This is a genomic window from Nitratireductor sp. (assembly GCF_017794765.1).
In the GTDB taxonomy this organism is placed as follows: Bacteria; Pseudomonadota; Alphaproteobacteria; order Rhizobiales; family Rhizobiaceae; genus Nitratireductor.
This window is the reverse complement of record NZ_CP051236.1, coordinates 1,304,831-1,329,778: the sequence shown is the minus strand read 5'-3', so window position 1 is coordinate 1,329,778 and position 24,948 is coordinate 1,304,831. Positions and strand designations below refer to the sequence as shown.

The window sequence follows — 24,948 nt, the reverse complement described above, 5'->3', positions numbered from 1 at the left end:
AGAATGACCGGTCTCTACGAACGCGAAAGCCGCAGCGTTTCCACGCTCGCTCATCTGCGCTTTTTCCCGCAGGCGGTGACGGGCGGCAAGGGCTCGATGCTGCGCGGCGATGATGGACGCAACCTTCTCGATTTCGCCGCCTCCTGGGGGGCGGCCAGCCTCGGCCACGGCCACCCCGCACTCGCCGAGGCCGTCAACCGGGCGCTGTCCGACCAGGCCGGAGCCAGCTATCTCTCCACCGCCAACGAGCCCAGCGTCCTCCTTGCCGAGAAGCTGCTCTCGCTGGTGCCGAAGCGCGCCGCCGGCCGTGTCTGGTTCGGCCATTCGGGCTCGGACGCGAACGAAACCGTCGCCCGCGCGGTGGTTGCGGCAACCGGCCGGCCGCGCATCATCTCCTTCAAGGGTGCCTATCACGGTGGCACGGTCGGGTCGGTGGCTATTTCCGGGCACCCCGCACAGGGCGGTATCGAAAAGGCTGCTGGCCTCAGCCTCGTCCCCTATCCGGATTCCTATGCCTCGGGCAGCCCGGAAGCCGCATCGAAGGCAGCGCTCGCCCATATTGAAGAGCTTTTCGCCACCTCCGTCTCACCGCAGGAAGTGGCGGCCTTCTTCATCGAGCCGATCCAGTCGGATGGCGGAATGCTGGTGCCGCCGCCGGGTTATTTCAGGGAAATCGAGAGGCTCTGCCGCAAGCATGGCATTCTGCTTGTCTGCGACGAGGTGAAGGTGGGCCTCGCCCGCACCGGACGCCTTCACGCGTTCGAACACAGCGGCATCGAGCCCGACATCGTCGTGTTCGGCAAGGGGCTTGGCGGCGGGCTGCCCATCTCGGCGGTCGTCGGCCCCGAAGCCATCATGAACCACGCCTCGACCTTTTCCTTCCAGACCCTGCATGGCAATCCGGTCTGTGCCGCCGCGGGCCTCGCCGTGCTGGAAACCATCGAGCGCGAAAATCTGGTCGCCAACGCCGCAAAGGTCGGCGACACGATGCTTTCCGCCCTGCGCGCGTTGCAGGAAAAGCACCCCCTCATCGGCCATGTGCGCGGCCACGGGCTTGCCATCGGCGTCGAGCTTGTCAGTGACCGCGAAGCCCGCACGCCCGCCATCGAGCAGACGGCGCTCACCGTCTACCGCGCCTTCCAGCTCGGCCTCGTCATCTACTATGTGGGCCTCAATTCCAACGTTCTGGAATTCACCCCGCCCCTGAACATGAGCGAGGATGAAGCCCTGCGCGGGATCGCCATTCTGGATCAGGCTCTGAGCGACGTGGAAGCCGGCAAGGTGGACCCGCAATTGCTGGAACGCTTTGCCGGCTGGTAAGTGCGTCAGCTCTGGGCGATAGCCGAGATCTGCTCCAGTTCGGCATAGCTGCCGCCGGTGGCCGCGAGCACGCGCGCCGGTGCGTGGAAGCCATCGCGCGGAAATGGCAGAACCGTGCCGCCGGCCTCGCTGACAAGGCAGTAACCTGCCATGCAGTCCCAGGCATTCATGCTCGGCTCCGCATAGCCGACCAGCCGCCCCGCGGCCACATAGGCAAGCATCAACGCACCCGAACCGTTGCGGATGAACGTTCCGCCGATCTCGAAAAGGTTTTCCACAATGCGCGCGGCAGCAGCCGGCTCGACGCGATCATTGGAGCCAAGCCCCACCACGCCGTTGCGAAGATTGAGCTGGTCCGCAACACGGATCGGCTTTCCGTTGAGCGTCGCCCCACCGCCACGGCGGGCGCTGTAGCACTCGTCGAAGCAGGGCGCGACAATGACGCCGAGCACCGGTTCGCCATCAATCGCGGCACCGACCGAAACACACCAGTTCGGCATGCCGTTCAGGAAGGCGCTCGTGCCGTCGATCGGATCGATCACCCAGGTCAGGCCGCTTGTGCCTTCGGTCAGCCCGTACTCCTCGCCAAGCACGCCATCACTGGAAAAGTGCTTCGCAATCTCGGCGCGGATCAGCTCTTCGACCTTCTTGTCGGCCTCGGAAACCAGGTCCTGCGGGTTGCGCTTGGTCTCGATGACCAGTTCATCGCGCCGTGTGAAATAGTCGAGGGCGGCTGCCCCCGCAGCCTTTGCCATGGTTTCGGCAAAACCCAGCCGTTCGGCAAGGTCGGTATCGGAAAGGGACACGCGGTTCTCCTGAATGGTCGTTGTCATGCTGTTATCAAGGCTATGCCACGATCGCGAAAGCCGATGGAAACCTCGGTCGCAGGCGGCAAGGGGTCGGTGGTCGCATTGTCGACGACGAAGATTGTTCCGGATGCGAGTTCCACCTCATATTCGACATGGTCGCCGAGATAGGCCGAGCTCTGAATCCGGCCGGGCAGGCTGGCATCCCCGCCCGCCTCAAGGCGAATGGCATTTGCCCTGACGGCCAGTTTTGCCGGGCCGGGACGTGCCGCCTTCCGTGTCGGCAGCGTGTGCTGCAGGCCGCCCACCTGAACCGTCGCGCGGCCCTCCGCAATGTCCAGCACCTCGCAGGCGAGCACATTGGCCTCGCCCATGAAGTCGGCAATGAACTCGGAGGCCGGCTCCTCATAAAGTTCGCGCGGCGGCCCTTCCTGCGCGATGCGCCCGCCCTCCATAACCACAATCCGGTCGGAAACGGCCAGCGCCTCTTCCTGATCATGCGTCACATAGACGGCGGTGAAGCCGAGCCGCTGCTGCAGCTCGCGGATTTCGGTGCGGACACGGCGGCGAAGCCTGGCGTCGAGGTTGGACAAGGGCTCGTCGAGCAGAAGCACCTGCGGCTCCAGCACCAGCGCGCGGGCAACGGCGACGCGCTGCTGCTGCCCGCCGGAAAGCTCCGCCGGCAGGCGTGCGCCAAACCCTTCGAGACCGACGAGCGCAAGCCCCGCATGCGCATTCTCCCGCGCTTCGGCCTTCGACTGGCCGCCGGCCTCCAGCCCGTAGGCCACATTGTCGAGCACGCTCATATGCGGGAACAGCGCATAGGACTGAAACACCATGGCCACATCGCGCTCATTGGCCGGCAGACGCGTCACATCATGCCCGCCGATCTCGATCGTGCCGGCACTTGGCGTCTCCAGCCCGGCCAGCATGCGTAGCGTCGTTGTCTTGCCACAGCCAGAGGGGCCCAGAAGCGTCACCAGTGTGCCCGGCTCGATCACCAGATCGAGATCGTGGATGGCCGTGAACGAACCGAAAGTCTTGCGCACATTGCGAAAACGGACGGAACCGCGTTGCGAATTGCTCATGCCTTTGCCTCCAGGCTGGATTGGGCGCGTTTCTTCGCGGCCGGGCGACTGACTGCGTTTTCCCGTCTCAACCGGCGCTCGCCGACAAGAAGCTGGAACCCGCCTATCACGGTGATCATGACAAGGATGAGAACCGAGGAGTAAGCGATGGCGATGCCGTATTCGCCATTCTCCACCAGCCCCACGATATAGGCCGTTGCCATGTTGTATTTGGCGCTCACCAGGAAGATGACGGCGCTGATCGAGGTGATGGCGCGCACAAAGGAGTAAACCAGTGCCGCCATGATCGCCGGGCGAAGCAGTGGCAGGATCACCCGGCGGATCGTGCGCGGGCTCCCTGCTCCCAGCGTGATCGAGGCCTCATCGAGGCTTTTGTCGAGCTGGCTCATCGCCGCCACACCGCCGCGCACGCCCACGGGCATGTTGCGGAACACAAAGCAGGCAATCAGGATCAGCGCCGTGCCCGTCATTTCGATGGGTGGCAGGTTAAACGCCATGATGTAGCTGATGCCGATGACGGTTCCGGGAATGGCGAAACTCATCATCAGCGCGAACTCGAAGGCGTTTCTGCCAAAGAAGTTCTGCCGCACGATGAGATAGGCCGTCAGCAGCCCGACGGCTGCCGTCAAAGGTGCGGCGATCAGTGCGATTTCCATCGTTGTCCAGAAACTGTCCCAGGCAACGCCGGTCCAGGCCAGCGCCCCTTCGCGCCACTCAACCGAGAAGCCGCGCGCATAATGCTCCAGCGTCAGCGTGTGATCGAGGCCCCAGGTGGTAACGAAGCCGCCGAAAATGATCATGCCATAGACCGCAAGCGTGAAGATAATCCACGGCACCACGATTGCATAAAGCAGGGCGACGAGTGGACCGGGCAAGGCGGCGTGTTTGCCTGAATCTCCCTTGCCCGTCACCGTTGCGAAATTGCGCCCGGCGAGCCAGACCCTCTGCAAGAGGAAGGCGGAAAGCGTGAAGGTCAGAAGAATGATCGCGAGCACCGCCGCGCGCGACGGATCTGTCTGCGCGCCGACCACGGCGAAGAATATCTCGGTCGAGAGAACCCCGTGGCTTCCGCCCAGCACCAGCGGATTGCCGAAATCCGCCATGCTCTCGATGAAGCCGATCAGGAAGGCGTTGGCGAGCCCCGGCGCCATCAGCGGCAGAGAGACCTTGCGGAAGGTGCGCCAGCGCCCTGCCCGCAATGTCTGCGAGGCCTCCTCCATGGAGGGGCTCACGCCTTCCACCACACCGATGAGAACGAGGAAGGAAATGGGCGTGAAGGAAAGCACCTGCGCGATCCAGATGCCGGTCAGGCCATAAAGCCAGCGCCCCAGCTCGATGCCCGTAAACGCCTCGATCCATCCGGTCACGAGCCCCGAACGGCCGAGCATCATGGTCAGAGCAAGACCGATGACGAAGGGCGGCGTGATGATGGGCAAAACCGTGAGAAGCCTGAGGCCCTTCTTTGCGGGAAAGCCCGTGCGGGTTGCCACCAGCGCGAAGGCAAGGCCAAGCGCTGTTGAGGCGGTTGCCGTCATCACCGCCAGAAAGAGCGTTCGCCAGGCCACGCCGCACCGCGCCCCGCCGACCACGCAGTCAAGGCTCCAGATAGCCGGATCCTGCATGTTTCGGATGAAGCCGTTCGGGTTGAAGGAGCCGTCGAAATCCTGGAAGGAGCCGACAAGCATGGAGATGATCGGATAGAAGACGAAAACGCCCACCAGTGCGATCAGCAGGATGATGGAGCCGACCGTGAAGGCGTCTCCCTTCATCGCGCCGCGTTCGGCCAGTCCGTAGGCGATGAGGGCCAGAAAGCCCAGCGAGAGAATGACCGCGCCCGCGCCAAAGGCCGGTTGCCCCGGATCAAGGGGCCCGAACAGCGTTTCGCTCACGCCCCAGGCCCACCCCCACAGCGTGATGGCAAGCCCCTGCAGGATCATGAATCCGGTACCGACTGCACCGATCAGCGCCAGTCGCCCGCCGCGCAGCTTTCCGGCGGGCATGGCAATCCGTGTTGCAATTGCTGCCGCGAACAGGATGAAAGCGATCAGGAGCCAGGAACGACCCGTAAAGAGTTGCAACAGGCCGGGATAGAGGTCCGGCTCGCCTGCCATCTCCCCCACCCACTGCAGTGAGAAAAACCCGCCCTCAACCCGATACCATGGCAGAAGACAAATAGCGGCAAGGCCAAGCCCGAACGTCACGTCGAGCCGACGGTTTTCGCGCGTCATCATGTGCAGTCCTGTCCGTGAGGGGCGCCTCGGGCTTCACCCCCGATGAAACCCGAGGCTTGCGAGCGCTGGATCAGTTGGCAATGGCACCAATCTCGCGATCCCAACGCTCAAGCAGCGCTTTTCGCTTGTCCGAGCTGCCATAGGTCACGAAGTCGTAGTCGATCAGCTTGACCTCATCGAGGCTCGGCGATTCCTCCGGAACCTCTGCAGAGGCATTTGACGGGATCTGGAACGACTTGGCATCCTTCAGGAGCGACTGCACATCCGCCTTCAGCACCCAGTCATACCATGTCTTGGCAGCCTCTTCGTTGCGTGCACGGTTGACGATCGACATGGAGCCGATCTCGTAACCCGTTCCCTCGCAGGGCGCGACCACACCGATGGGAAAGCCCTCGACCGCCTGGGCGACCGCATCATGCATGAAGACGATGCCGATCCCGGTTTCGCCGCGAGCAGCCGCCTTCACCGGCGCAGAGCCCGACTTGGTGTATTGCGACACATTATCGTTCATCTTCTTGAGGAACTCGAATGCCTCGTCTTCGCCCATGAGCTGGACGAGCGTGGCAAGCGCAGTGTAGGCCGTGCCCGAGGAGTTCGGGTTCGCCACCTGGATTTCACCCTTCAGCGCCGGGTTCAGCAGATCCGCCCAGCATTTGGGCGGCTCGATGCCCTTGTCGGCCAGAAATTCCTTGTTGTAGCCCCAGCCAAGCGCGCCGGAATAAACGCCAACGGTCTTGTAGTCGGCACTCTCGGCCTGCTTGACCGCCCACGGCAGGAGCTCATCCAGCATTGGCGACTTGTAGGCCATGGTTAGCCCGTCGGCCGCCGCCTGAAGATGCGGATCGCCGGTTCCTCCCCACCAGATATCCGTCTTCGGATTGCGCGCTTCCGCGCGCACTTTCGCATAGGCCTCGCCGGAAGACAGCCGCACCATGGAAACGTCGATATCGTGCTCGGCCTCGAACTTTTCGACGAGCAGTTCACAGATGACCACATCAGCCGAGCAGATCAGATTCAACTCGTCCGCATTCGCCACGGCCTGCGACGCCAGAACGGAACCTGCCGCCAGCGCCACCGTCGCCAGATAGTTTTTCTTCATGAAACCCTCCCTTGGTGCTTATCGGATTTATTTTGCACACGTGTGCAATGTTCTTCCGACTTGAAGGAGCTGTCAATGGTCGTGATATAAAAATTTCATAAGGCAAGGTAATTTGATACTAACGTTCTGATTGAACAGCTGTGCAATCCGTTTATGATCCGAGCAACAAACACACCGTCAGGAGCAAACGTGCCGGTTCGAAAGGCTTCCGTCAGTGCCAAGGATGTTGCGGCCCGGGCCGGGGTTTCCCGCGCTGCCGTTTCACGCACCTTCACACCTGGTGCGAGCGTTTCAGAGGAGACGCGCAGCAAGGTCATCGCTGCCGCCGAGGCGCTCGGGTATCAGGTCAATCACCTTGCCAGAGGCCTCATAAGCCAGAAGACAGGGATCGTCGCCGTGGTGGGGGCGGATCTGGCCACACCCTACCGCTCCGAGCTTCTCCGCGCCCTGACCGAGCGCCTTCAGGCCGTTGGCCGGGTCGCCATCCTCATCAACACGGATCGCTCGGACAGAAGCGTGGACATGGCCCTGCAACAGGCGATCCGCTATCGCGCGGAGGCAGCGATCGTTCTGTCAGGCATGCCCGACAAATCCATCAGCGACCTGTGCCATCGTAACGGGCTTCGCCTCGTCCTCATTAACCGTGACGACGCACATTCGCGATCTATCCAGATACGCCTCAACGACGCCGACGCAGCCCGCCTGGCGCTCACCTCGTTTCTCAGAGCCGGCTGCCGAACGCTGGCGGTGGCGACATCCAATGCCGGCACACCCAGTCTTGTCGCACGGGAGGAAGGGTTTCTCGCTGAAGCACACCGACGCGGACTGTCTGTGACCTGCGAGCGTTTCGGCCCGACCGGATATGAGAGCGGTCTGGCACTGGGCGAACGCCTGCTCGTGCTGCCGGACAGGCCGGACGCCATTTTCTGCACAACAGACCTGATCGCCTGCGGGGTGATGGACGCTGCCCGTCACCGCTTTTCTCTTTCGATACCGGACGATCTCTCGGTGATCGGCTTTGACGATATTCCGCAGTCCAGCTGGGACAGCTATCAGCTCACCACCTTCCGGCAACCGATAGGGGAAATTGCCTCTTCCGCCGTGGACTGGCTGGCCGAAGACGAAGGAGATGGCGAAACGCGCGTCATCCGTTTGGCAGCGCCCATGTCCTGGCGCAAATCCGTTCGCGGCAGCAATGCCAGATAGCGGCTTCCCTCAGAGATAGTGCAGCCCCAACCGGTGCCCGTCGACCTCTCGCACCTTCACGACCGTGTCGTAAATGTCCTTGAGAACCAGTTCCTGCATGAGATCGACCGCCCCGCCCTCAAGCATCACGCGCCCGTCGCGCATCGCCACCACATGGTCGGCATAGATGGAGGCAAAATTGATGTCGTGGATCACCACGGTGATCGATTTCGCGAGCTCGTCGGCGGTCCGCCGCAGCAGCTTCATCATCGCGGCCGCGTGCTTCATGTCGAGGCTGTTTAGCGGTTCGTCGAGCAGCACATATTTCGTGTCCTGCGCCAGCACCATGGCCACGAAGGCGCGCTGGCGCTGCCCCCCCGATAACTCGTCCAGAAACCGGTCTCGCAACTCATTGAGCCCCAGATAGGCGATCGCCTCGTCGATATGCCGCTTGTCCTCCACCGTCGGGCGGCCACCTGAATGCGGAAACCGCCCGAAGGCGACAAGCTCGCTCACCGTCAGACGCATGTTGACCTGATTGTTCTGCTTGAGGATTGCCAGCCGCTTGGCAAGCACCGCGCCTGGTGTTTCCTGCACGTCGAGCCCATCGACAAGAACCCGCCCCGCCGTGGGCGCGATCAGCCGCGCCATCATGGACAGAAGCGTCGATTTTCCGGCTCCGTTCGGGCCGACAATCGCGGTGATGCCGCTCTCCGGCAGCTTCAGGCTGACATCGTCGACAACCGTCGCTTCATCATAGCACTTGGTGAGATTGTGGATTTCGATCATCGGTTCAGATTCCGGTAGAGCAACAGCATGAAGGCAATGCCGCCGGTAAACTCGATAATGACGCTCAGCGCAGTGTCGAAACCGAACACGCGCTCCATCACGGTTTGCCCGCCCACCAGCGCGATGATGGCGATCAGCGTTGCCGCTGGCAGCGTGTATTCATGCCGGTCCGTGCCCACCGCCTGATAGGCAAGGCTTGCCACCAGAAGCCCGAAGAAAGTAACCGGCCCGACCAGCGCAGTGGAAACGGAAACCAGAACGGCGATCACCGCGAACAGCATCATCACCACGCGCTGGTAATCGATGCCCAGGTTGACCGCCGTATCACGTCCCAGCATCAAAACATCGAGCTTCGCCAGCAGCCGGCGGCTCACCCAGGCTGTCACCAGCACGATCACCGAAGAGACCGCCAGCAACTGCGTATCGATCGTGTTGAAGCTGGCGAACAACATGTCCTGCAGGGCTATGAACTCATTGGGATCGAGAATGCGCTGCATCATGTGTGAGAGGCTGCGGAAGAACACGCCGAACACCAGACCCGCCAGCACCACAAGATGCAGGCTGCGCCGACGGGAAAGAAAAAGCCAGTGAAACAGCGCCATCGACATGGCCACCATGAGCATCGTCTCCAGAACGAAACGGGGGCGCATGTCTATGATCGCCAGATCCCGTGTACCGAGAAAAAAAACGAGTGCTGTCTGGAGCGCCACATAGAGCGAATCGAACCCCATCACCGCCGGTGTCAGTATCCGGTTCTGTGTGATGGTCTGAAACAGTACGGTCGCCGTCGCCACCGCGTAGGCGACCAGAACGAGGCCAAGCAGCTTTCCGCCGCGAAACGGCAGCACGAAGTCCCAGTTGCCTTTTGCGCCGACGGTCATGAAGGCTGCCATCGCTGCAGCAGCGGTGAAACCGAGGAGAGCGAGCGCCAGACGAGGCCTTTGCCATGGGGGAGTTTTAGCCAAAGCGCGCCCGCCGGCGAAGGAGGAGGAACAGGAAAATGCCGGAGCCGAGAACGCCCGCGACCGTACCGACCGGGATTTCATAGGGAAAACGCACCACGCGCCCGATGATGTCACATGCGAGAAGAAACCCCGCCCCTGAGACGGCAACCCATGGCAGGGCGCGGCGCAGATTATCGCCCACCGCCATGCTGACGAGATTGGCTACGATGAGCCCCAGAAACGGTACGGTTCCCGCCGTCACAACCGCGGCGGCCGATACCATCGAAACGATCGCCAGGCCTGACGCAACTATGCGCCCGTAATTCAGGCCGAGATTGCGGGTAAAGCTCTCGCCCAGCCCTGCCACGGTGAACCGGTCTGCCGCCAGATAGGACAGGACTGCGAGCCCCCCGGCGATGAAAAGCAGTTCATAACGCCCGCGCAGCACACCGGAGAAATCGCCATTTGTCCATGTCGCGAGTGATTGAAGCAGGTCGTAGCGGTAGGCAAAAAAGGTCGTGACTGCATTGATGACACCGCCGAACATCAATCCCAGAAGCGGCACGACCAAACTGGAACCAGCCGGGATTTTCGAGACCAGGCGCAGAAACAGGAAAGTCGTGCCCAGCGCAAAGCCCGAAGCCACAACCATCTTGTAGAATACTGGCAGGCCCGGCGCGAGCAGCGCCACCACCAGCAGGCCAAGACTTGCAGCTTCAACCGTGCCGGTGGTCGTGGGCTCCACGAAGCGATTGCGAAACAGCATCTGCATGATGAGTGCGGCGACGCCCATCGACATGCCTGAAAGCACCAGCGCCACCGTGCGGGGTATGCGGCTTACGAGAAGCAGCTGGATGGCCTGCGCGCTGCCATCACCGGAAATGAGGTCACCGAGCGGCATGTCGGCCACCCCGACGAACAGGCTGATGGCTGCCAGAACAAGAACGCATCCCACCGCCAGCATCAGGCCGGCGGCGGGGCGAACTCGAACGGTCATGCTGGCGGCGGCTTGCATGGTCCGGTCAGTCGGCTGCGCTCAGTGCCCTGGTGATCGCGTCGACTTCTGCCTGGAGGGCAGTCATGCCGCCGCCAACGAGATACCAGCGAACCGCGTCGGCGTAATAGATATTGCCTTCCTTTGCGGCGGTGGTTGCGGCAACGAGTTCGTTGTCGAGCGTTTGTTTCGCCGACTGGCCGTCATTTCCGACCGCCGAATCGCGGTCGACCACGAAAAGCCAGTCCGGATTTGTCTTGAGGATGAATTCAAACGAAACAGCTTCGCCGTGCGTGGCCGCCTCCACATCCTCAACGGCAGGCGCAATACCGAGATCGTCATGCAGCCAGCCGAAACGCGAGCCGGGGCCATAGGCCGAAACCTTGCCTCCATTGGTAAGAATGATCAGGCCTTTTCCGGCATCTTTTGCGGTCTGCTGCAACGCAGCGACCGATGTGTCGAGCTTGCCGATCAGCGCCTCCGCCGCTTCTTCCTTCTCGAAAATCGTGCCCAGTTTACGTGCATTCTCCTGAGCCCCTTTCAGAAAGTTGTCGGGCTTGATGGTCAGGTCGATGGTCGGAGCGATCTTCGACAGCGCCTCGTATTGCGGGGCGGACCGGCCTGCCACAATGATGAGATCCGGGCTCGCCGCATTCACCGCCTCGAAGTCAGGTTCGAAGAGGGAACCGATCTTTGCGTAATCTTCACCCTCATATCTGGACAGATAGGCGGGGATCAGCGCGCTTGGAACGCCCGCCACCTCAACGCCCAGCGCATCGAGCGTATCCAGCGCGGCGAGATCGAATGTCAGGACCTTCCTGGGCGTGTCCTGCAAAACGGTTTCACCTTGAGCATGTTGAACAGTGACCTCTCCTGAATTGGCATAACCCGGCAGGAAGGCCGCAACCGCGATGGCGGAAGCCAGGAAACGCCCGGCAAGTGACGGTAAGTTTGAAATCATCGACACGCTCCAAATGTCCCAGAAAATGCAAGGAGGTGCCTGACGCCCATCGTCTGGCCGGTCGACAACACCCTTGTCAGCATGTCGGTTAGCAAATATGATTATCTTAATCAACTTATCTGTATGGGCAATCGACCAGACAGTTTCGGCAACATTTTTCCGGAGACATTTCTCATGCTGCAATCCAAAGCCGTCGTGACGACGGAAAATGCGTCAAAATATCTGCAGCAGCTTTGCAAGCATTTCGCTCACAAGGTGAGCGTCGACTTTGATACATCGCGGGGCAAGGTGGATTTCCCGTTCGGTGACTGCATCATGCGTGCAGATGAAGCAGCACTCACCATCGAGTGCAACGCCAAAACGGACGAAGAGCTCGCCCGCGCCCAGAACGTGATCGACGATCATCTGACGCGCTTCGCATGGCGCGAAAAACCGGAAATCTCCTGGCAGGCGTGAAAAGCCGGGCGAAGACTGAGCGAAAATTCGAAAGGCGGCGGAACGCGAGCAGTGAATTCCGCCGCCTTTCGTTACTCGGCGGCCTGAGGCAGCGCGAGTCGTTCTGTGTCCTGAAGTGACGCACCGATATCGGAATCCTGTTCCTCCTCCGGTCGCCTCACCCGGTAGAATGCGGCGTAAAGCGCCGGCACGAACAGGATAGTCAGGACCGTTGCAGCCGTGAGGCCGCCCATGATGGCAAATGCCATCGGCCCCCAGAACACATTGCTCGAAAGCGGCACCATGGCGAGGATGGCGGCCAACGCCGTCAGAACCACCGGGCGTGTGCGGCGCACCGTCGCTTCGATGATTGCCGTCCATTCTGGCGACCCGTCTTCAAGATCCGCCTTGATCTGGTCGACCAGAATGACCGTGTTGCGCATGATCATCCCGGCGAGCGCGATCAGCCCAAGCAGGGCAACGAAGCCGAAGGGCTGATTAAAAATCAACAGCCCGAACGCCGCACCGATGAGACCGAGTGGTGCCGTAGCAAAGACGAGGGCGAGCCGTGAAAAGCTCTGCAACTGGATCATCAGGATCGTAAGCATGGCCAGCACCATGACCGGAAACACCTCGAACAGAGCTGCATTGGCCTTGGCGCTCTCCTCGATGGCGCCCCCCATTTCGATGCGGTAGCCCACCGGCAGGTTTTCCATCAGCGGCTTCAAGGTCGGCCAGATCTGCGAGGAAACATCCGGCGGCTGCACCCCGGCAGGCACATCCGCACGCACCGTGATCATCATGTCACGGTTCTGCCGCCAGAGGATCGGCTCCTCATGCCCATAAACCACCCTGGCCACCTGCGACAGAGGCACCGGCGCTCCGCCGCGCGTGGCAATCGTCAGGTCGCCCAGATGCTCGATATCGAGCCTTTCGCTCTCCACTGCGCGCGCCACCACATCCACCTGTTCGATGCCATCGCGAACCGATGTCACCGTCAGGCCTGAAAGCAGTGTCTGAAGCGTGCGGCCGATATCCTGCGGCGTCAGGCCAAGAGCCCGCGCACGATCCTGATCGACCTCGAGCCGGATGGATTTCGCCTGCTCGTTCCAGTCCAGATTGGGATCAAGCGCATTGGGGTTCTGCGCCATCACGTCGCGCACCTCGTAGGCGATGCGACGCACTTCCAGTGGGTCCGGGCCGATGACACGGAACTGAACGGGGAAGCCCACGGGCGGACCGAACACGAGTTCCGTGACACGCACCCGCGCTTCGGGCAGGCCGCCTTCGTCGATATAGGTCTGAAGCCGTTCCTTGACCCGGTCGCGCGCCGCCGCGTCTTCCGTGTACATCACGATGATTGCATAGTTCGGCTTTGGCAGCTCCGGGTTCGAGGCAAGGAACCAGCGCGGCGCGCCGGCGCCCGTATAGGTGGAGTAGGTCAGCACTTCCTCGTCCGCCGCAATCACCTCTTCCATCACGCGGGCAGAGGCTTCGGTGGCCTTGATCGGCGCGCCTTCCGGGAGGCGGATTTCCACCATCAGTTCGGGGCGTGGCGAGGTCGGGAAGAACTGTTGCTGGACAAATCCGAAAGACCAGATCGAGACCGCAAAAAGCCCGACCACCGCTGCAATGACCACCCAGCGCCAGGACACACACCATTCCACGATCCGGCGAAGCCCATTGTAGAGGCGTGTGTCATAGATATCATGGTGTTGCCCACCCTCGGCCACCGCAGTACCGTGCTTGTGGAAGTCGGGCAGCAGCTTGACGCCGATATAGGGCGTGAAGATCACCGCCACGAACCACGACGCCACCAGCGCAATGCCGACAACCCAGAAGATGCCGCCGGCATATTCGCCCGCTGTCGACTGCGCAAAGCCGACAGGCAGAAAGCCCGCCGCCGTCACCAGCGTTCCCGTCAGCATGGGAAAGGCCGTCGACGTCCAGGCGAAGGTCGCCGCTTTCAGCCGGTCATAGCCCTGCTCCATCTTCACCACCATCATTTCGACGGCGATGATCGCGTCATCCACCATGAGACCGAGCGCGATGATGAGCGCGCCAAGTGTGATGCGCTCCAGGCTCATGCCCAGAATGTCGAGCACAATCATGACGATGGCCAGCACCAGCGGCACCGCCAACGCCACAACGATACCGGTGCGCCAACCGAGCGAGAGAAAACTCACTGCCAGAACCACGGCAAGCGCTTCCAGAAACACCTTGATGAACTCACCGACCGAATCCTGAACCACCTCCGGCTGGTTGGCGATCATGTCGAGTTCCAGACCGACCGGAAGATCGGCCCTGATCCCGCTCATGGCCTGATCGAGATTTTCACCCAGCGTGAGGATGTTTGCGCCCTCGGCCATAACCACACCGATGGCGAGTGCCTGCTGCCCTTCGTGGCGCGCGGTAAAGCTCGGCGGGTCTTCATAGCCGCGCCGCACATCGGCGATATCGCCAAGGCGGAAGACGGTGCCGTTTACGGCAACAGGCACCGAGGCCACGGCCTCCACACCCTTGAGCGCGCCTTCCACACGCAGGAAGACCCGGTCGGACGCCGTCTCGATCTCGCCCGAGGGCGTCACCGCATTCTGTGCCGCGATGGAATTAAAGATCACCTGCGGGTCGATGCCCAGCGTAGCAAGCTTGGAATGGGAAAATTCGACAAAGATGCGCTCATCCTGATCGCCGTAGAAGCGAACCTTCTCCACATCCGGCACCCGCAAAAGCCGCTGGCGGATGTCTTCGGCCGCGTCCTTCAGATCGCGCATCGTCGCGCCATCGCCGGTCAGCATGTAGAGCGCGCTGTCCACATCGCCGAATTCATCATTGAAGAACGGGCCGATCACGCCCTGCGGCAGAGAGGCACGAATATCGCCGACGCGCTTGCGGATCTGATACCAGATATCGGCCACCTCGCCCGGCGGCGTCGTGTCCTCCAGCTGCACCTGCATGAAGGTGGAACCGGGTTTGGAATAGGTGCGCACCTTGTCGAAATAGGGCACTTCCTGCAGCGTCTTCTCGATCGGGTCGGCGACCTGCCGCTGCACCTCCTCGGCTGTTGCGCCCGGCCAGATGGCATTCACCACCATGACCTTGATCGTAAAGCTCGGATCCTCCGCGCGACCAAGCCGCGCATAGGAATAGGCCCCACCCAGAGAGAGAACGATTATCAGAAACAGGACGAGCGTCTGGTGGGTGACGGCCCACTGCGAAAGGTTGAAACGCTGCATGATGGCCCCCGGTCAGTCGGCGCTGGCAGACTGGATTTCGGCGAGCCTCACGCGCTCGCCTTCCTGCAGTTTCTGAACACCGAGCGTGACGATCCTGTCGCCATCCTCGAGGCCCTCGGCAATGATCGCGTTGCGCGACTGATAGGCCCCGACGACGACCGGGCGGCGTTTGAGTTCGTTCGAGGGGGGATCGACTACGAACACGACCGGACCCCGGCCATCGTCGAGAACCGCCGTCATCGGTATGCGAGCGACCGGTGACGGATCTCCTTTGGTGAGTGAAACGGTGGCGGTCATCCCGAGCCGGACAGTCTCGTCCGCCTCCGGCACGGAAAAACGCACCGGATAGGTCCGGCTCGTGCCGTTGGCCTCCGGCGCGATCTCGCGCACCTTTGCGGCATAAACCCCGCCGCCGGCCCACAGCGACACTTCAGCGGTGGAACCTTCCAGATCGGAAAGCCGGCTTTCGGGGATCGATACCTCGACCTCCTTCTCGTCGAGCTGTGCCACGCTCACCACCATCTGCCCCGGTGAGATCACCTGGCCTGCCTCCACGCCCACGGCGCTCACCACACCGTCGGCGGATGCGGTGAGCTCGGCATAGCCCATCTGGTTTTCAGCAAGGGCGACAGCGCGCTGGGCCTGCTCAAAGCGCGATCGCGTTTCGTCGACCACCAGCGCCTGTGCATCGAGCGCCGCCTGGGTCACATGCCCGCGCTTGAAAAGTTTGCGCGCCCGTTCGAGATCGGTCTCGGCCTTTGTGAGGCTTGCGCGCGCTGCCGTCAGCGCGGCGCGTTGTTGTTCCAGTTGCAGGTTGAGGTCCAGCGGATCGAGCCGCGCCAGAACCTCGCCGGCCTTCACCACGTCTCCCACATCCACACGCCGGTCCGCCACCTTGCCGCCGACACGAAAGGCCTCGGCCACTTCTGTGCGCGGCACGATCGTGCCCGTGTAGGTGCGTGTTTCGGCAAGCGGAGAAAGATGCACCGTCGCCACCCGCACGACCGGGTCGGGACGCTCGGCCACTTCCTGATCCTGACAGGCTGCGAGCGAGAGCGCCACCGCGCCCAGAAGAACAACCCTATTCATCGTCGTAAGCGGCATGGCGCCCTACCTTGTAAATATTGTTAACTGATGATTCTCAATATTCATCACAATTTGCGCGCAGCAAGCGTGGTTCGCCATGCAACGTCAGCCTAAGTACGCTTGCCCAGTGCCTTCAGGATAAAACGCAACTGCTCGCGCAGCCCCAGCTCGGTGTCTTCGCCGTGCTGTATGCAATGTTCGATCAACAGAGGATGGAAGAACGGCACAAACGCTGTCTTCACACAGCGCGCCGCCTCTGCCGGGTCTTCAACTTCGAACTCTCCGACCTCGACTCCCTCGCGGATGATTCCCTCGATAATCGTGGTGACGCGCTCGATATGCGCCTTGATGATCGCCCAGTTTTCCTGCATCGCCACCGCGACCATCTCATGCGTCCGCTTTTCCTTGATCAGCGTCACCTTGTGATGCTCGTGGATCGCCGTCAGAAGCCGCGACAGCTTCTCCGGCGCGGGTGCACTGGTCCGCGCGATGGAAAAGGCGATTTCCGCCACTTCCTCGACGATCCGCCCGCATATGCATTCATTGATCGCACCTTTTGAGGGAAAGAACCGGTAGACATTGGCCGGACTCATGCCCACTTCCGCCGCGATATCGGCAACGGAAGTCTTCTGATAACCGATGCTGCGGAAGAAATTCTCGGCCACTTCCAGAATGCGGCTGCGGGTCTCTTCCGGATCGGTGCGGGTACGGGCGGTCTGTTTCATCATTTTAATCCTGACGATTTTCAATAATCGTCAGCTCTCACCGAGTCAACAGGCAATCGTCCTGGCCAGATCACAACCTTCGCCTACCCGCATCCTCAAGGATCATCGACGCCGCCTTCTCCGCAATCATGAGCGTCGGCGAATTCGTGTTGCCAGAAACGATGGCAGGCATCACAGACGCATCGGCGATCCGTAAGCCTCTCAGGCCACGCATTCGAAGCCGTGGATCGACCACCGCCTCCTCATCCGCCCCCATCCGGCAGGTGCCGACGGGATGGAAGATCGTCGTGCCGATCTGGCCCGCCGCCTCCACGAGTTCTTCCTCGCTCTGGTAGTTTGGACCCGGCTTGAACTCTTCGGGCCGATAGCGCTGCAGGGCCGGCTGCGCAACAATACGCCGCGTCAAACGGATCGCATCGACAGCCACCTGCCTGTCGCTCTCGGTCGCTAGATAATTGGGCCGGATGGCCGGCTGTTTCCGGAAATCCTTCGAGGTCAGATGCACCGAGCCCCGGCTGTCGGGCCGCAGGTTGCACACGCTTGCCGTGAACGCCGGAAAGGGGTGAACCGGATCGCCAAACTTGTCGAGCGAGAGCGGCTGCACGTGATATTGCAGATTGGCCGTTTCGCGTGTCTCGTCGGAGCGTGTGAAAAGGCCAAGCTGACTTGGCGCCATGGACATGGGCCCCGACCGTTTCAGCAGATATTCCAGCGCAATCGCTGCCTTGCCGGTCAGCCTGCTTGCCTGTTCGTTGAGCGTACGAATGCCCGAAACCCTGTAGGCGCACCGCAATTGCAGATGGTCCTGCAGGTTTTCGCCCACCGAACTCTGCTCGAAAACAACCGGGATGCCGGCTGCCTGCAAGACATCCCCGCGCCCGATGCCCGACAGTTCGAGAATGTGCGGCGAGCCGATTGCGCCCGCCGACAGAACGACCTCGGCCCGGCAATGCGCCTCGCGCGCCGCGCCGTTCTGCTCATAGGCGACGCCCGTGACACGCCCCTCCTCAACGATGAGCCGGCGCACATGTGCACCTGTCTCAACCCGCAGGTTCTGCCGGTGCCGCACTGGCTTGAGAAAGGCTTTCGAGGCATTCCAGCGTATGCCGCTGCGCTGGTTCACACGAAAATAGGACGACCCCTCATTGTCACCGCGGTTGAAATCGTCAACCTTTGGAATGCCGAGCGCTTCGGCCGCATCCTGAAACGCATCCAGAATGTCCCAGCGCACGCGCGCCTCTTCCACACGCCACTCGCCGCCGGCGCCATGCATGTCGTCGGCGCCCCGGTAGTAGTCTTCGGGCTTCTTGAAGAAGGGCAGTACGTCGTCCCAGGCCCAGCCGGTGCAGCCCATTTGCCGCCAGCGGTCATAATCACGCGCCTGCCCCCGCATGTAGATCATGCCATTGATGGAGGAGCAGCCGCCCAGCAGCTTTCCGCGCGGATAGGCGAGAGAGCGCCCGCCCAGTCCCGGTTCGTTCTCTGTCGTGAAACACCAGTCCGTGCGCGGGTTGGAAATGCAATAAAGATAGCCGACCGGAATATGCACCCAGGCGTAATTGTCCTTGCCCCCTGCCTCCAGAAGCAGCACCGAGATCGTGGGATCGGCGGACAGGCGGTTGGCCAGAAGGCACCCCGCCGTGCCAGCGCCGACGACAATATAGTCATATGTCTCCGTCATGGCGGTCAGCGGGCATCGTCCTCCCCGCGCGAAAACCGCGCGAGGATTTCACCGACAATGCCGCGACGGAACAGAAGCACGCAGATCATGAAGATCGCGCCGGTTATCACCGTCACCGGAAACTCCGACGTGGCGAGATAGTTCTGAAGCGTCACCACCAGCCCCGCACCGACAATCGGCCCGAGCATAGTGCCGATGCCGCCCAGAAGCGTCATCAGGATCACCTCGCCAGACATCTGCCAGGTTACATCCGTCAGCGTTGCAAACTGGAACACCAGCGCCTTCATCGCGCCGGCCAGCCCCGCCAGCGTTGCCGACATCACGAACGCCGCCAGCTTGTAGCGGGCCACACTGTAGCCGAGCGAGGTCGCGCGGTTTTCGTTCTCGCGGATCGATTTCAGGATCATGCCGAAGGGCGAATGCACGATGCGCCAGACGGCAAACACGCCGATCAGGAACCCGCCCAGCACGAAGAAATACATGTTGAGCGGCACGCTGAGATCGATGAAGCCGAAGAGATGGCCGCGCGGAACGCCCTGAATGCCGTCTTCGCCCTTGGTGAAGGGGGCCTGAACGCAGAAGAAATAGAACATCTGCGCCAGCGCCAGCGTGATCATGGCAAAATAGATGCCCTGCCGCCGGATGGCGAAAAAGCCGATGATCAGCCCCAGTACCGCCGCGCCAAACACGCCGAGCAACACGCCGAATTCCGGCGTCCAGCCCCACTCCTTCACGGCATGGGCAGTAAAATAGGCCGCCCCGCCGAAGAAGGCCGCATGGCCAAAGGAAAGCAGGCCCGTATAGCCAAGCAGCAGGTTGAAGGCTGCCGCAAAGAGCGCAAAGCACAGCATCTTCATCAGAAAGACAGGATAGAGGAAGAAGGGTGCTGCGATCAGCGCGGCAATCCCCAGCCCCACAAGAAGCCATTCGGTGCGGGCGCGGGTCTGCCGATCAATGCCGGTGGTTGTCATGTCCGCCATGTCACGCATCCTTCCCGAACAGTCCGGCAGGCCGCACCAGAAGCACGATCGCCATGATCACGAAGATCACGATGTTTGAGGCTTCCGGATAAAACACCTTTGTGAGCCCTTCGGCGAGCCCGAGCATGTAGCCGGTCACGATGGCGCCCAGAATCGAGCCCATGCCGCCCACCACCACAACGGCAAACACCACGATGATCAGGTTCGACCCCATCAGCGGGCTCACCTGATAGACCGGCGCGGCCATGATGCCGGCGAGGCCCGCGAGTGCCGAGCCGATGCCATAGGTCAGCGTCAGAAGCAGCGGAACGTTGACGCCGAAGGCCTGAACAAGGGTCGGGTTTTCGGTCGCCGCGCGCAGATAGGCGCCAAGCTTGGTCTTTTCGATCAGGAGCCAGGTGCCGATACAGATAATGAGCGACGCCACCACCACCCAGCCGCGATAATTGGGCAGGAACATGAAGCCAAGATTGGTGCCGCCGGAAAGCTGCGGCGGCGGTGTGTAGGATTGCCCCGAAACGCCATAGAAATAGCGGAACGCGCCTTCCAGAACCAGCGCCAGCCCGAAGGTGAAGAGTAGACCGTAAAGCGGATCCACATTGTAGAGCCGCGACAGCGCAACCTTCTCGATTGCCATGCCGCTCAGCCCCACGAGCAGAGGCACGAGGATGAGCGCCGGCCAATAGCCGATGCCCAGATGCGCCAGAAGCAGATAGCCGACAAAGGCACCCAGCATGTACTGCGCGCCATGGGCAAAATTGATCACCCGCAAAAGGCCGAAGATGATGGCGAGCCCGAGGCTCAGCATCGCATAGAACGAGCCGTTGATGAGACCGACCAGCAATTGGCCGAGAAAGGCCTGGATCGGGATTCCGAAGATCATGGTCATGTCATCAAACTCCAATCACCTCGTGCAATTCCTCCATGCGCTGTTCCAGCTCGGATGCCGGGAAATCGGCCGTTATCTGGCCGTGCTCCATCAGGTAGAAACGGTCGGCGACGCGGCTGGCAAAACGGAAATTCTGTTCAACCAGCAGGATCGTCATGCCGCGCGCCTTGAGCGTTGCCAACACCTCGCCGATGCGCTCCACGATCACCGGTGCGAGGCCTTCGGTCGGTTCATCGAGCAGAAGCAGCTTCACGCCGGTGCGCAGCATGCGGGCAATGGCCAGCATCTGCTGTTCGCCGCCGGAAAGCTTTGTGCCCTGGCTGTTGCGCCGTTCCTTCAGATTGGGGAAGAGCTCGAAGATTTCGTCAATGCTCATGCCCCCGTCAGAGACAACAGGCGGCAGAAGCAGGTTCTCGTCCACCGAAAGCGTAGCAAAGATGCCGCGCTCCTCAGGCACGAAGCCGAGCCCCGCATGCGCCGTGCGGTGAAGCGGTGTGTTCATCAGGTCCTGACCGGCAAAGTCGATCATGCCCTTGCGCTTGCGGATAATGCCCATGATCGCGCGCAGCGTCGTCGTCTTGCCGACGCCGTTGCGGCCAAGCAATGTAACGGTTTCGCCCTCCGCCACGTCGAGGTTCACGCCGTGCAACGCATGACTCTCGCCATACCAGGCATGCAGATCGCGGACGGAAAGAAGCGGCTTTTTGCCATGCTCATGCGTCATGGGCAGTCCCCATATAGGCCACCTTCACCTGTTCATCCTGGCTCACCGTGGCATAATCGCCGGCAGCGATGATCTCGCCACGCTGGAGAACCGTGATCCAGTCGCATAGATCGGCGACAACCTTGAGATTGTGCTCGACCATGAGAACCGCCCGATCCTTCGCAACATCGCGAATGATGTCGGCGACCGTCTCCACATCCTCATGGCCCATGCCCGCCATTGGCTCGTCGAGCAGAAGCACTTTCGGGTCGAGCGCCAGCGTGGTGGCGATTTCCAGAACGCGCTTGCGGCCATAGGAGAGATCGCCCGCCATCCTGTTGCGTTCGTTTTGAAGCCCGACTGTCTCCAGCAATTGTTCCGCGCGGGGCGTCAGGAGGTCAAGGCTGCCCAGCGAGCGCCAGAACTGATAGCCAAGCCCGCCCGGACGCTGCAACGCGACCCGCACATTGTCGAGCACACTCAGATGCGGGAAGATCGCCGAGATCTGGAACGACCGCACCAGCCCCATCCGCGCCACCTTGGCCGGCGGAGTGTGGGTTATGTCGCGCCCCATGAGCTCGATGCGGCCCGCACTGGGTGCCAGAAACTTGGTCAGAAGATTGAAAACCGTCGTCTTGCCGGCCCCATTCGGGCCGATCAGCGCATGAATTTTCGCATGGTGCACGTCGAGATCGACATTCTTGACGGCAACGAACCCGGCAAAATCGCGCCGCAGACCGCGGGCGGTAAGCACCACCCGCGGCTCTGCATCATTGGCGGCGCCGGAAACCGGCGCTTTCGTCATGACAGCCCCCGTCACTGGCTGACCAGGGAGCAGCCGCTTTCAGACGGTTTGATATAGGCTTCCTCGCCAGGAATGGTGGCAAGGACGTTGTAATAGTCCCACGGTTCCTTGCTGTCGGCAGGCGCCTTGACTTCCATCAGATACATGTCGTTGAGCAGACGCCCATTGGCACCCACCGTCGCGTCGCGGGCGAAGAGGTCGTTGACCTTCATCTCATGCAGCTTTGCAGCGACCGCTTCCGTCTCGTCCGTACCGGCTTCCTTGATGGCCTTAAGATACTGCATCACTGCGGAATAAGTGCCGGCCTGGATCATGTTGGGCATCCGCTCGGTGCGTTCGTAGTAACGGCGGGCGAACTCGCGCGATTCATCGTCGCGATCCCAGTAGAAGCCTTCCGTCAGCGTCAGTCCCTGCGCGGCTTCAAGGCCAAGACCATGAACTTCAGCCAGTGTGAACAGAAGAGCCGCAAGGCGCTGCCCGCCAGCCACGATGCCGAATTCGGCGGCCTGCTTGATCGCATTTGCCGTGTCGAGACCGGCATTGGCCAGACCGATCACCTTCGCGCCCGAGGCCTGCGCCTGAAGCAGGAAGGAGGAGAAGTCGGTGGTGGCAAGCGGATGCCGCACGGCTCCAAGGATTTCACCGCCCTTGGACTTGGCGAAATTGCCGGTCTGCTCTTCCAGAGAGTAACCGAAGGCATAGTCCGCGGTCAGGAAGAACCAGGTGTCACCACCCTGTTCCACCAGCGCGCCGCCTGTGCCGACGGCCAGCGCATGCGTGTCATAGGCCCAGTGGAAACCGTAGGGCGAGCACTGCGCGCCGGTCAGTTCCGTGGTCGCCGCGCCGGTGACCATGTTGATTTTCTTCTTCTCTTTCGAGATCCCCTGCACGGCCAGCGCCACCGAAGAGGTGGTCAGCTCCATGATCGCGTCCACCTCTTCAGTGTCATACCACTGACGGGCGATGTTGGAGGCGATATCGGGCTTGTTCTGATGATCGGCGGTGATCACCTCAATGGGCTTGTCGAGAACGGTGCCGCCGAAGTCCTCAACCGCCATCAACGCGGCCTCGTAGGACCATTTTCCGCCAAAGTCGGCATAGACGCCCGACTGGTCGTTCAGGATGCCGATCTTCACCTTTTCATCGGAAACCTGGGCCATGGCGGGAATGGCGGTGGCCGTCATGAGGGCCATGGATGCAAGCGCAAGAATTTTCATAATCGATCTTTCCTCCCAAAACGGTGAACCCTGGCCAGCACGAGACGCGTGGCAGCGGCTATCCAGATCCGCAAGGCGCGTTCGTGCTCCTCCGCACGCCACCCTGCAGGAAAATCGGCATGATCAATCTGGATGGTGAAGCCGGTGCGAACCGGGCCTCCCTTCCCTCATGCACGACCATGCCTATAGTCATAGCATTGACCTTTCCGCACACAACTCTCTATTTTTGCACAAACACGGTGCAAAAACGTACAGATCGATGCGACCATTTTCCTGGGACGACCTCCAATATTTCCTTGCTGTCGCGCGGACGGGCCAGCTTTCTGCGGCGGCGCGCAAGCTCAGAACCAATCACGCTACGGTTTCACGTCGCATCGACAGGCTTGAGCAGGCGCTGGGGACACGGCTCTTCGAGCGCAACCCCCGCGGTTACCTCCTGACAGCGGCCGGCGAAAAGATGGTCGAGCGGGCCGAGGTGATCGAGCGCGAGGCGTCTTATGTGCAGAGCGAACTTGCCGGTGACGCAACCTCCGTCAGCGGTGTCGTGCGCATCAGCACGCTGGAAGGGTTCGGCAATTTCTTTCTTGCCGACCGCCTGCCCGATCTGGCGCGCTCCCTGCCCTCCCTGTCGATCGAGCTCCTCATCATCCAGCAGATCGTCTCACTGTCACGCCGCGAGGCGGACATGTCGGTGACCCTGTCCACCAATCGGGCGGGCTCACATCACTATGAAAAAATCACCATGTACCGCCTGTTTCTGTATGGCACCCGCGACTATCTGGAAAAGCACCCGCCGGTGCGGCGCAAATCCGATCTGGCCTCCCACCGCATCATCGGCTACATCGAAGACATGATTTTCACGCCGGGCCTCGATTACCATCGGGAGATATTGCCGGGCGTTCGTGCCTTTTACCAAAGCTCCAGCATTCACGCGCAGCTTGCCGCCACGCGAAAAGGGCTGGGGCTGTGCGTGATGCCGAACTTCATGGCACGCCACTACCCCGATCTTGTTCCGGTCATACCAAAAGAGATTCATCTCGAACGCTACTACTGGTGCATCGCCCATCAGGACGTCGCGCACACACCGCGCATTCGGATGCTGACGGACTTCATCAAGACCGAAGCGGAGGCCGCGAAGGACGATTTTCACGGGCAAAATCTTTTGACGTAAAAACACGTCGTTTTCCGGAAAACGAAAGCGTTTTACCTAAAATTCCGGAATTTCCGGGACTTTTCGGCAATTTTGTCGCAAGCTGAATTGTCACATGGCCACGCAGTCTTCTTTCGATGAGACTGCACCCTGAAATGGAGAGGCCGCGATGAAGAACGCCCAGTATACACCCACCGACAACCCGATGCTGACGGGGACCCTTGGCCGCTGCCCGCAATGCCAGCAGGGTCACATCTTCAAAGGCTATCTCCAGCTGGCGAAAAGCTGCGAGGTCTGCGGGCTCGACTACTCCTTCGCCGATCCGGCCGACGGTCCAGCCTTCTTCGCCATGACCATAGCCGCCGTTCCCGCGCTCGCCTTCGGGGTGTGGTTCCAGATGGCATTCGAACTGCCGCTTTGGGTCCACGTTTTCACGACCGTGCCATTGACGATCCTGAGCTGCATGGCGCTTTTGCGCCCGCTCAAGGGCTGGCTCGTCTGCTCGCAATATTTCCACAAGGCCGAGGAAGGCTCCATCGACCACGCCTGGCACAGCGAGGCGGCGGCCAAGAAGGCCGATCAGGCCTAGATCGCCATGCGTCCATCCGGACGCACAAAGGACGA

Annotated in this window: 22 protein-coding genes; 5 read left to right on the top strand and 17 right to left on the bottom strand. The window is 61.4% G+C overall.

From position 1 onward, the window contains the following. Positions 1–3: 3 nt before the first annotated feature. Positions 4–1,320: an aspartate aminotransferase family protein gene (locus HF949_RS06335; RefSeq protein WP_292899136.1), complete on the top strand. Its 1,317-nt coding sequence runs from the start codon at positions 4–6 to the stop codon at positions 1,318–1,320. 5 nt (positions 1,321–1,325) lie between these two features. Here the strand turns inward: HF949_RS06335 and HF949_RS06330 are convergent, their stop codons facing one another. From HF949_RS06330 to HF949_RS06315, 4 genes are all read right to left on the bottom strand, one after another. Further along, the gene (locus HF949_RS06330; protein WP_292899134.1) at positions 1,326–2,153 is read right to left on the bottom strand and encodes an inositol monophosphatase family protein; all 828 of its coding nucleotides are present in this window, start codon (positions 2,151–2,153) and stop codon (positions 1,326–1,328) included. After that, complete coding sequence (locus HF949_RS06325; RefSeq protein ID WP_292899132.1) at positions 2,150–3,214, bottom strand: ABC transporter ATP-binding protein; 1,065 nt, start codon at positions 3,212–3,214, stop codon at positions 2,150–2,152. Before HF949_RS06325 ends, HF949_RS06330 begins: the two co-directional genes overlap by 4 nt. Beyond that, a complete protein-coding gene (locus HF949_RS06320; RefSeq protein ID WP_292900027.1) occupies positions 3,211–5,442 on the bottom strand; it encodes an ABC transporter permease in 2,232 nt (743 codons plus the stop codon). The genes HF949_RS06325 and HF949_RS06320 overlap by 4 nt, the downstream gene beginning before the upstream one ends. 73 nt (positions 5,443–5,515) lie before the next feature. Then, complete coding sequence (locus HF949_RS06315; protein WP_292899130.1) at positions 5,516–6,544, bottom strand: ABC transporter substrate-binding protein; 1,029 nt, start codon at positions 6,542–6,544, stop codon at positions 5,516–5,518. Positions 6,545–6,697: 153 nt separating this feature from the next. On the opposite strand from HF949_RS06315, the gene HF949_RS06310 reads away from it, so the two are divergent. Then, positions 6,698–7,750, top strand: a complete 1,053-nt coding sequence (locus HF949_RS06310) for a LacI family DNA-binding transcriptional regulator (RefSeq protein ID WP_441338388.1) — start codon at positions 6,698–6,700, stop codon at positions 7,748–7,750. Between the two features lie 9 nt (positions 7,751–7,759). Here the strand turns inward: HF949_RS06310 and HF949_RS06305 are convergent, their stop codons facing one another. From HF949_RS06305 to HF949_RS06290, 4 genes are read right to left on the bottom strand one after another with little or no spacing between them, the layout of a single operon-like run. After that, on the bottom strand, positions 7,760–8,518 hold the full coding sequence (locus HF949_RS06305) for an iron ABC transporter ATP-binding protein (protein ID WP_292899126.1): 759 nt from the start codon (positions 8,516–8,518) through the stop codon (positions 7,760–7,762). Then, on the bottom strand, positions 8,515–9,483 hold the full coding sequence (locus tag HF949_RS06300; RefSeq protein ID WP_292899124.1) for an iron chelate uptake ABC transporter family permease subunit: 969 nt from the start codon (positions 9,481–9,483) through the stop codon (positions 8,515–8,517). Before HF949_RS06300 ends, HF949_RS06305 begins: the two co-directional genes overlap by 4 nt. Further along, entirely contained in the window at positions 9,476–10,459 is a 984-nt protein-coding gene (locus tag HF949_RS06295; protein ID WP_292899122.1) for an ABC transporter permease, read from the bottom strand. The genes HF949_RS06300 and HF949_RS06295 overlap by 8 nt, the downstream gene beginning before the upstream one ends. 25 nt (positions 10,460–10,484) lie before the next feature. Further along, positions 10,485–11,417: a siderophore ABC transporter substrate-binding protein gene (locus tag HF949_RS06290; protein ID WP_292899120.1), complete on the bottom strand. Its 933-nt coding sequence runs from the start codon at positions 11,415–11,417 to the stop codon at positions 10,485–10,487. A gap of 174 nt (positions 11,418–11,591) precedes the next feature. Between HF949_RS06290 and HF949_RS06285 the strand changes: the two genes are divergently transcribed. After that, on the top strand, positions 11,592–11,873 hold the full coding sequence (locus HF949_RS06285; RefSeq protein WP_292899118.1) for a DUF2218 domain-containing protein: 282 nt from the start codon (positions 11,592–11,594) through the stop codon (positions 11,871–11,873). 71 nt (positions 11,874–11,944) lie between these two features. Here the strand turns inward: HF949_RS06285 and HF949_RS06280 are convergent, their stop codons facing one another. From HF949_RS06280 to HF949_RS06240, 9 genes are all read right to left on the bottom strand, one after another. Then, a complete protein-coding gene (locus HF949_RS06280) occupies positions 11,945–15,088 on the bottom strand; it encodes an efflux RND transporter permease subunit (protein ID WP_292899116.1) in 3,144 nt (1,047 codons plus the stop codon). A 12-nt stretch (positions 15,089–15,100) separates the two neighbouring features. Continuing rightward, on the bottom strand, positions 15,101–16,192 hold the full coding sequence (locus HF949_RS06275) for an efflux RND transporter periplasmic adaptor subunit (protein ID WP_292899114.1): 1,092 nt from the start codon (positions 16,190–16,192) through the stop codon (positions 15,101–15,103). Positions 16,193–16,284: 92 nt separating this feature from the next. Continuing rightward, positions 16,285–16,899, bottom strand: a complete 615-nt coding sequence (locus HF949_RS06270; RefSeq protein ID WP_292900026.1) for a TetR family transcriptional regulator — start codon at positions 16,897–16,899, stop codon at positions 16,285–16,287. Positions 16,900–16,969: 70 nt separating this feature from the next. Beyond that, positions 16,970–18,580: a GMC family oxidoreductase gene (locus HF949_RS06265; RefSeq protein ID WP_292899112.1), complete on the bottom strand. Its 1,611-nt coding sequence runs from the start codon at positions 18,578–18,580 to the stop codon at positions 16,970–16,972. Positions 18,581–18,585: 5 nt separating this feature from the next. Beyond that, complete coding sequence (locus tag HF949_RS06260; protein WP_404933772.1) at positions 18,586–19,560, bottom strand: branched-chain amino acid ABC transporter permease; 975 nt, start codon at positions 19,558–19,560, stop codon at positions 18,586–18,588. 1 nt (position 19,561) lies between these two features. Further along, the gene (locus HF949_RS06255) at positions 19,562–20,449 is read right to left on the bottom strand and encodes a branched-chain amino acid ABC transporter permease (RefSeq protein WP_229447981.1); all 888 of its coding nucleotides are present in this window, start codon (positions 20,447–20,449) and stop codon (positions 19,562–19,564) included. Positions 20,450–20,453: 4 nt separating this feature from the next. Then, positions 20,454–21,173, bottom strand: a complete 720-nt coding sequence (locus HF949_RS06250; RefSeq protein WP_292899109.1) for an ABC transporter ATP-binding protein — start codon at positions 21,171–21,173, stop codon at positions 20,454–20,456. Beyond that, positions 21,163–21,957, bottom strand: coding sequence for an ABC transporter ATP-binding protein (locus HF949_RS06245; protein ID WP_292899107.1), 795 nt, complete (start codon positions 21,955–21,957; stop codon positions 21,163–21,165). The genes HF949_RS06250 and HF949_RS06245 overlap by 11 nt, the downstream gene beginning before the upstream one ends. A gap of 11 nt (positions 21,958–21,968) precedes the next feature. Further along, positions 21,969–23,174, bottom strand: a complete 1,206-nt coding sequence (locus tag HF949_RS06240; protein ID WP_292899105.1) for an ABC transporter substrate-binding protein — start codon at positions 23,172–23,174, stop codon at positions 21,969–21,971. A gap of 259 nt (positions 23,175–23,433) precedes the next feature. On the opposite strand from HF949_RS06240, the gene HF949_RS06235 reads away from it, so the two are divergent. Together HF949_RS06235 and HF949_RS06230 are read left to right on the top strand one after the other, a co-directional pair. Further along, positions 23,434–24,345, top strand: a complete 912-nt coding sequence (locus HF949_RS06235) for a LysR family transcriptional regulator (protein WP_292899103.1) — start codon at positions 23,434–23,436, stop codon at positions 24,343–24,345. Between the two features lie 148 nt (positions 24,346–24,493). Continuing rightward, a complete protein-coding gene (locus HF949_RS06230; protein WP_292899101.1) occupies positions 24,494–24,913 on the top strand; it encodes a DUF983 domain-containing protein in 420 nt (139 codons plus the stop codon). Positions 24,914–24,948: the final 35 nt, after the last annotated feature.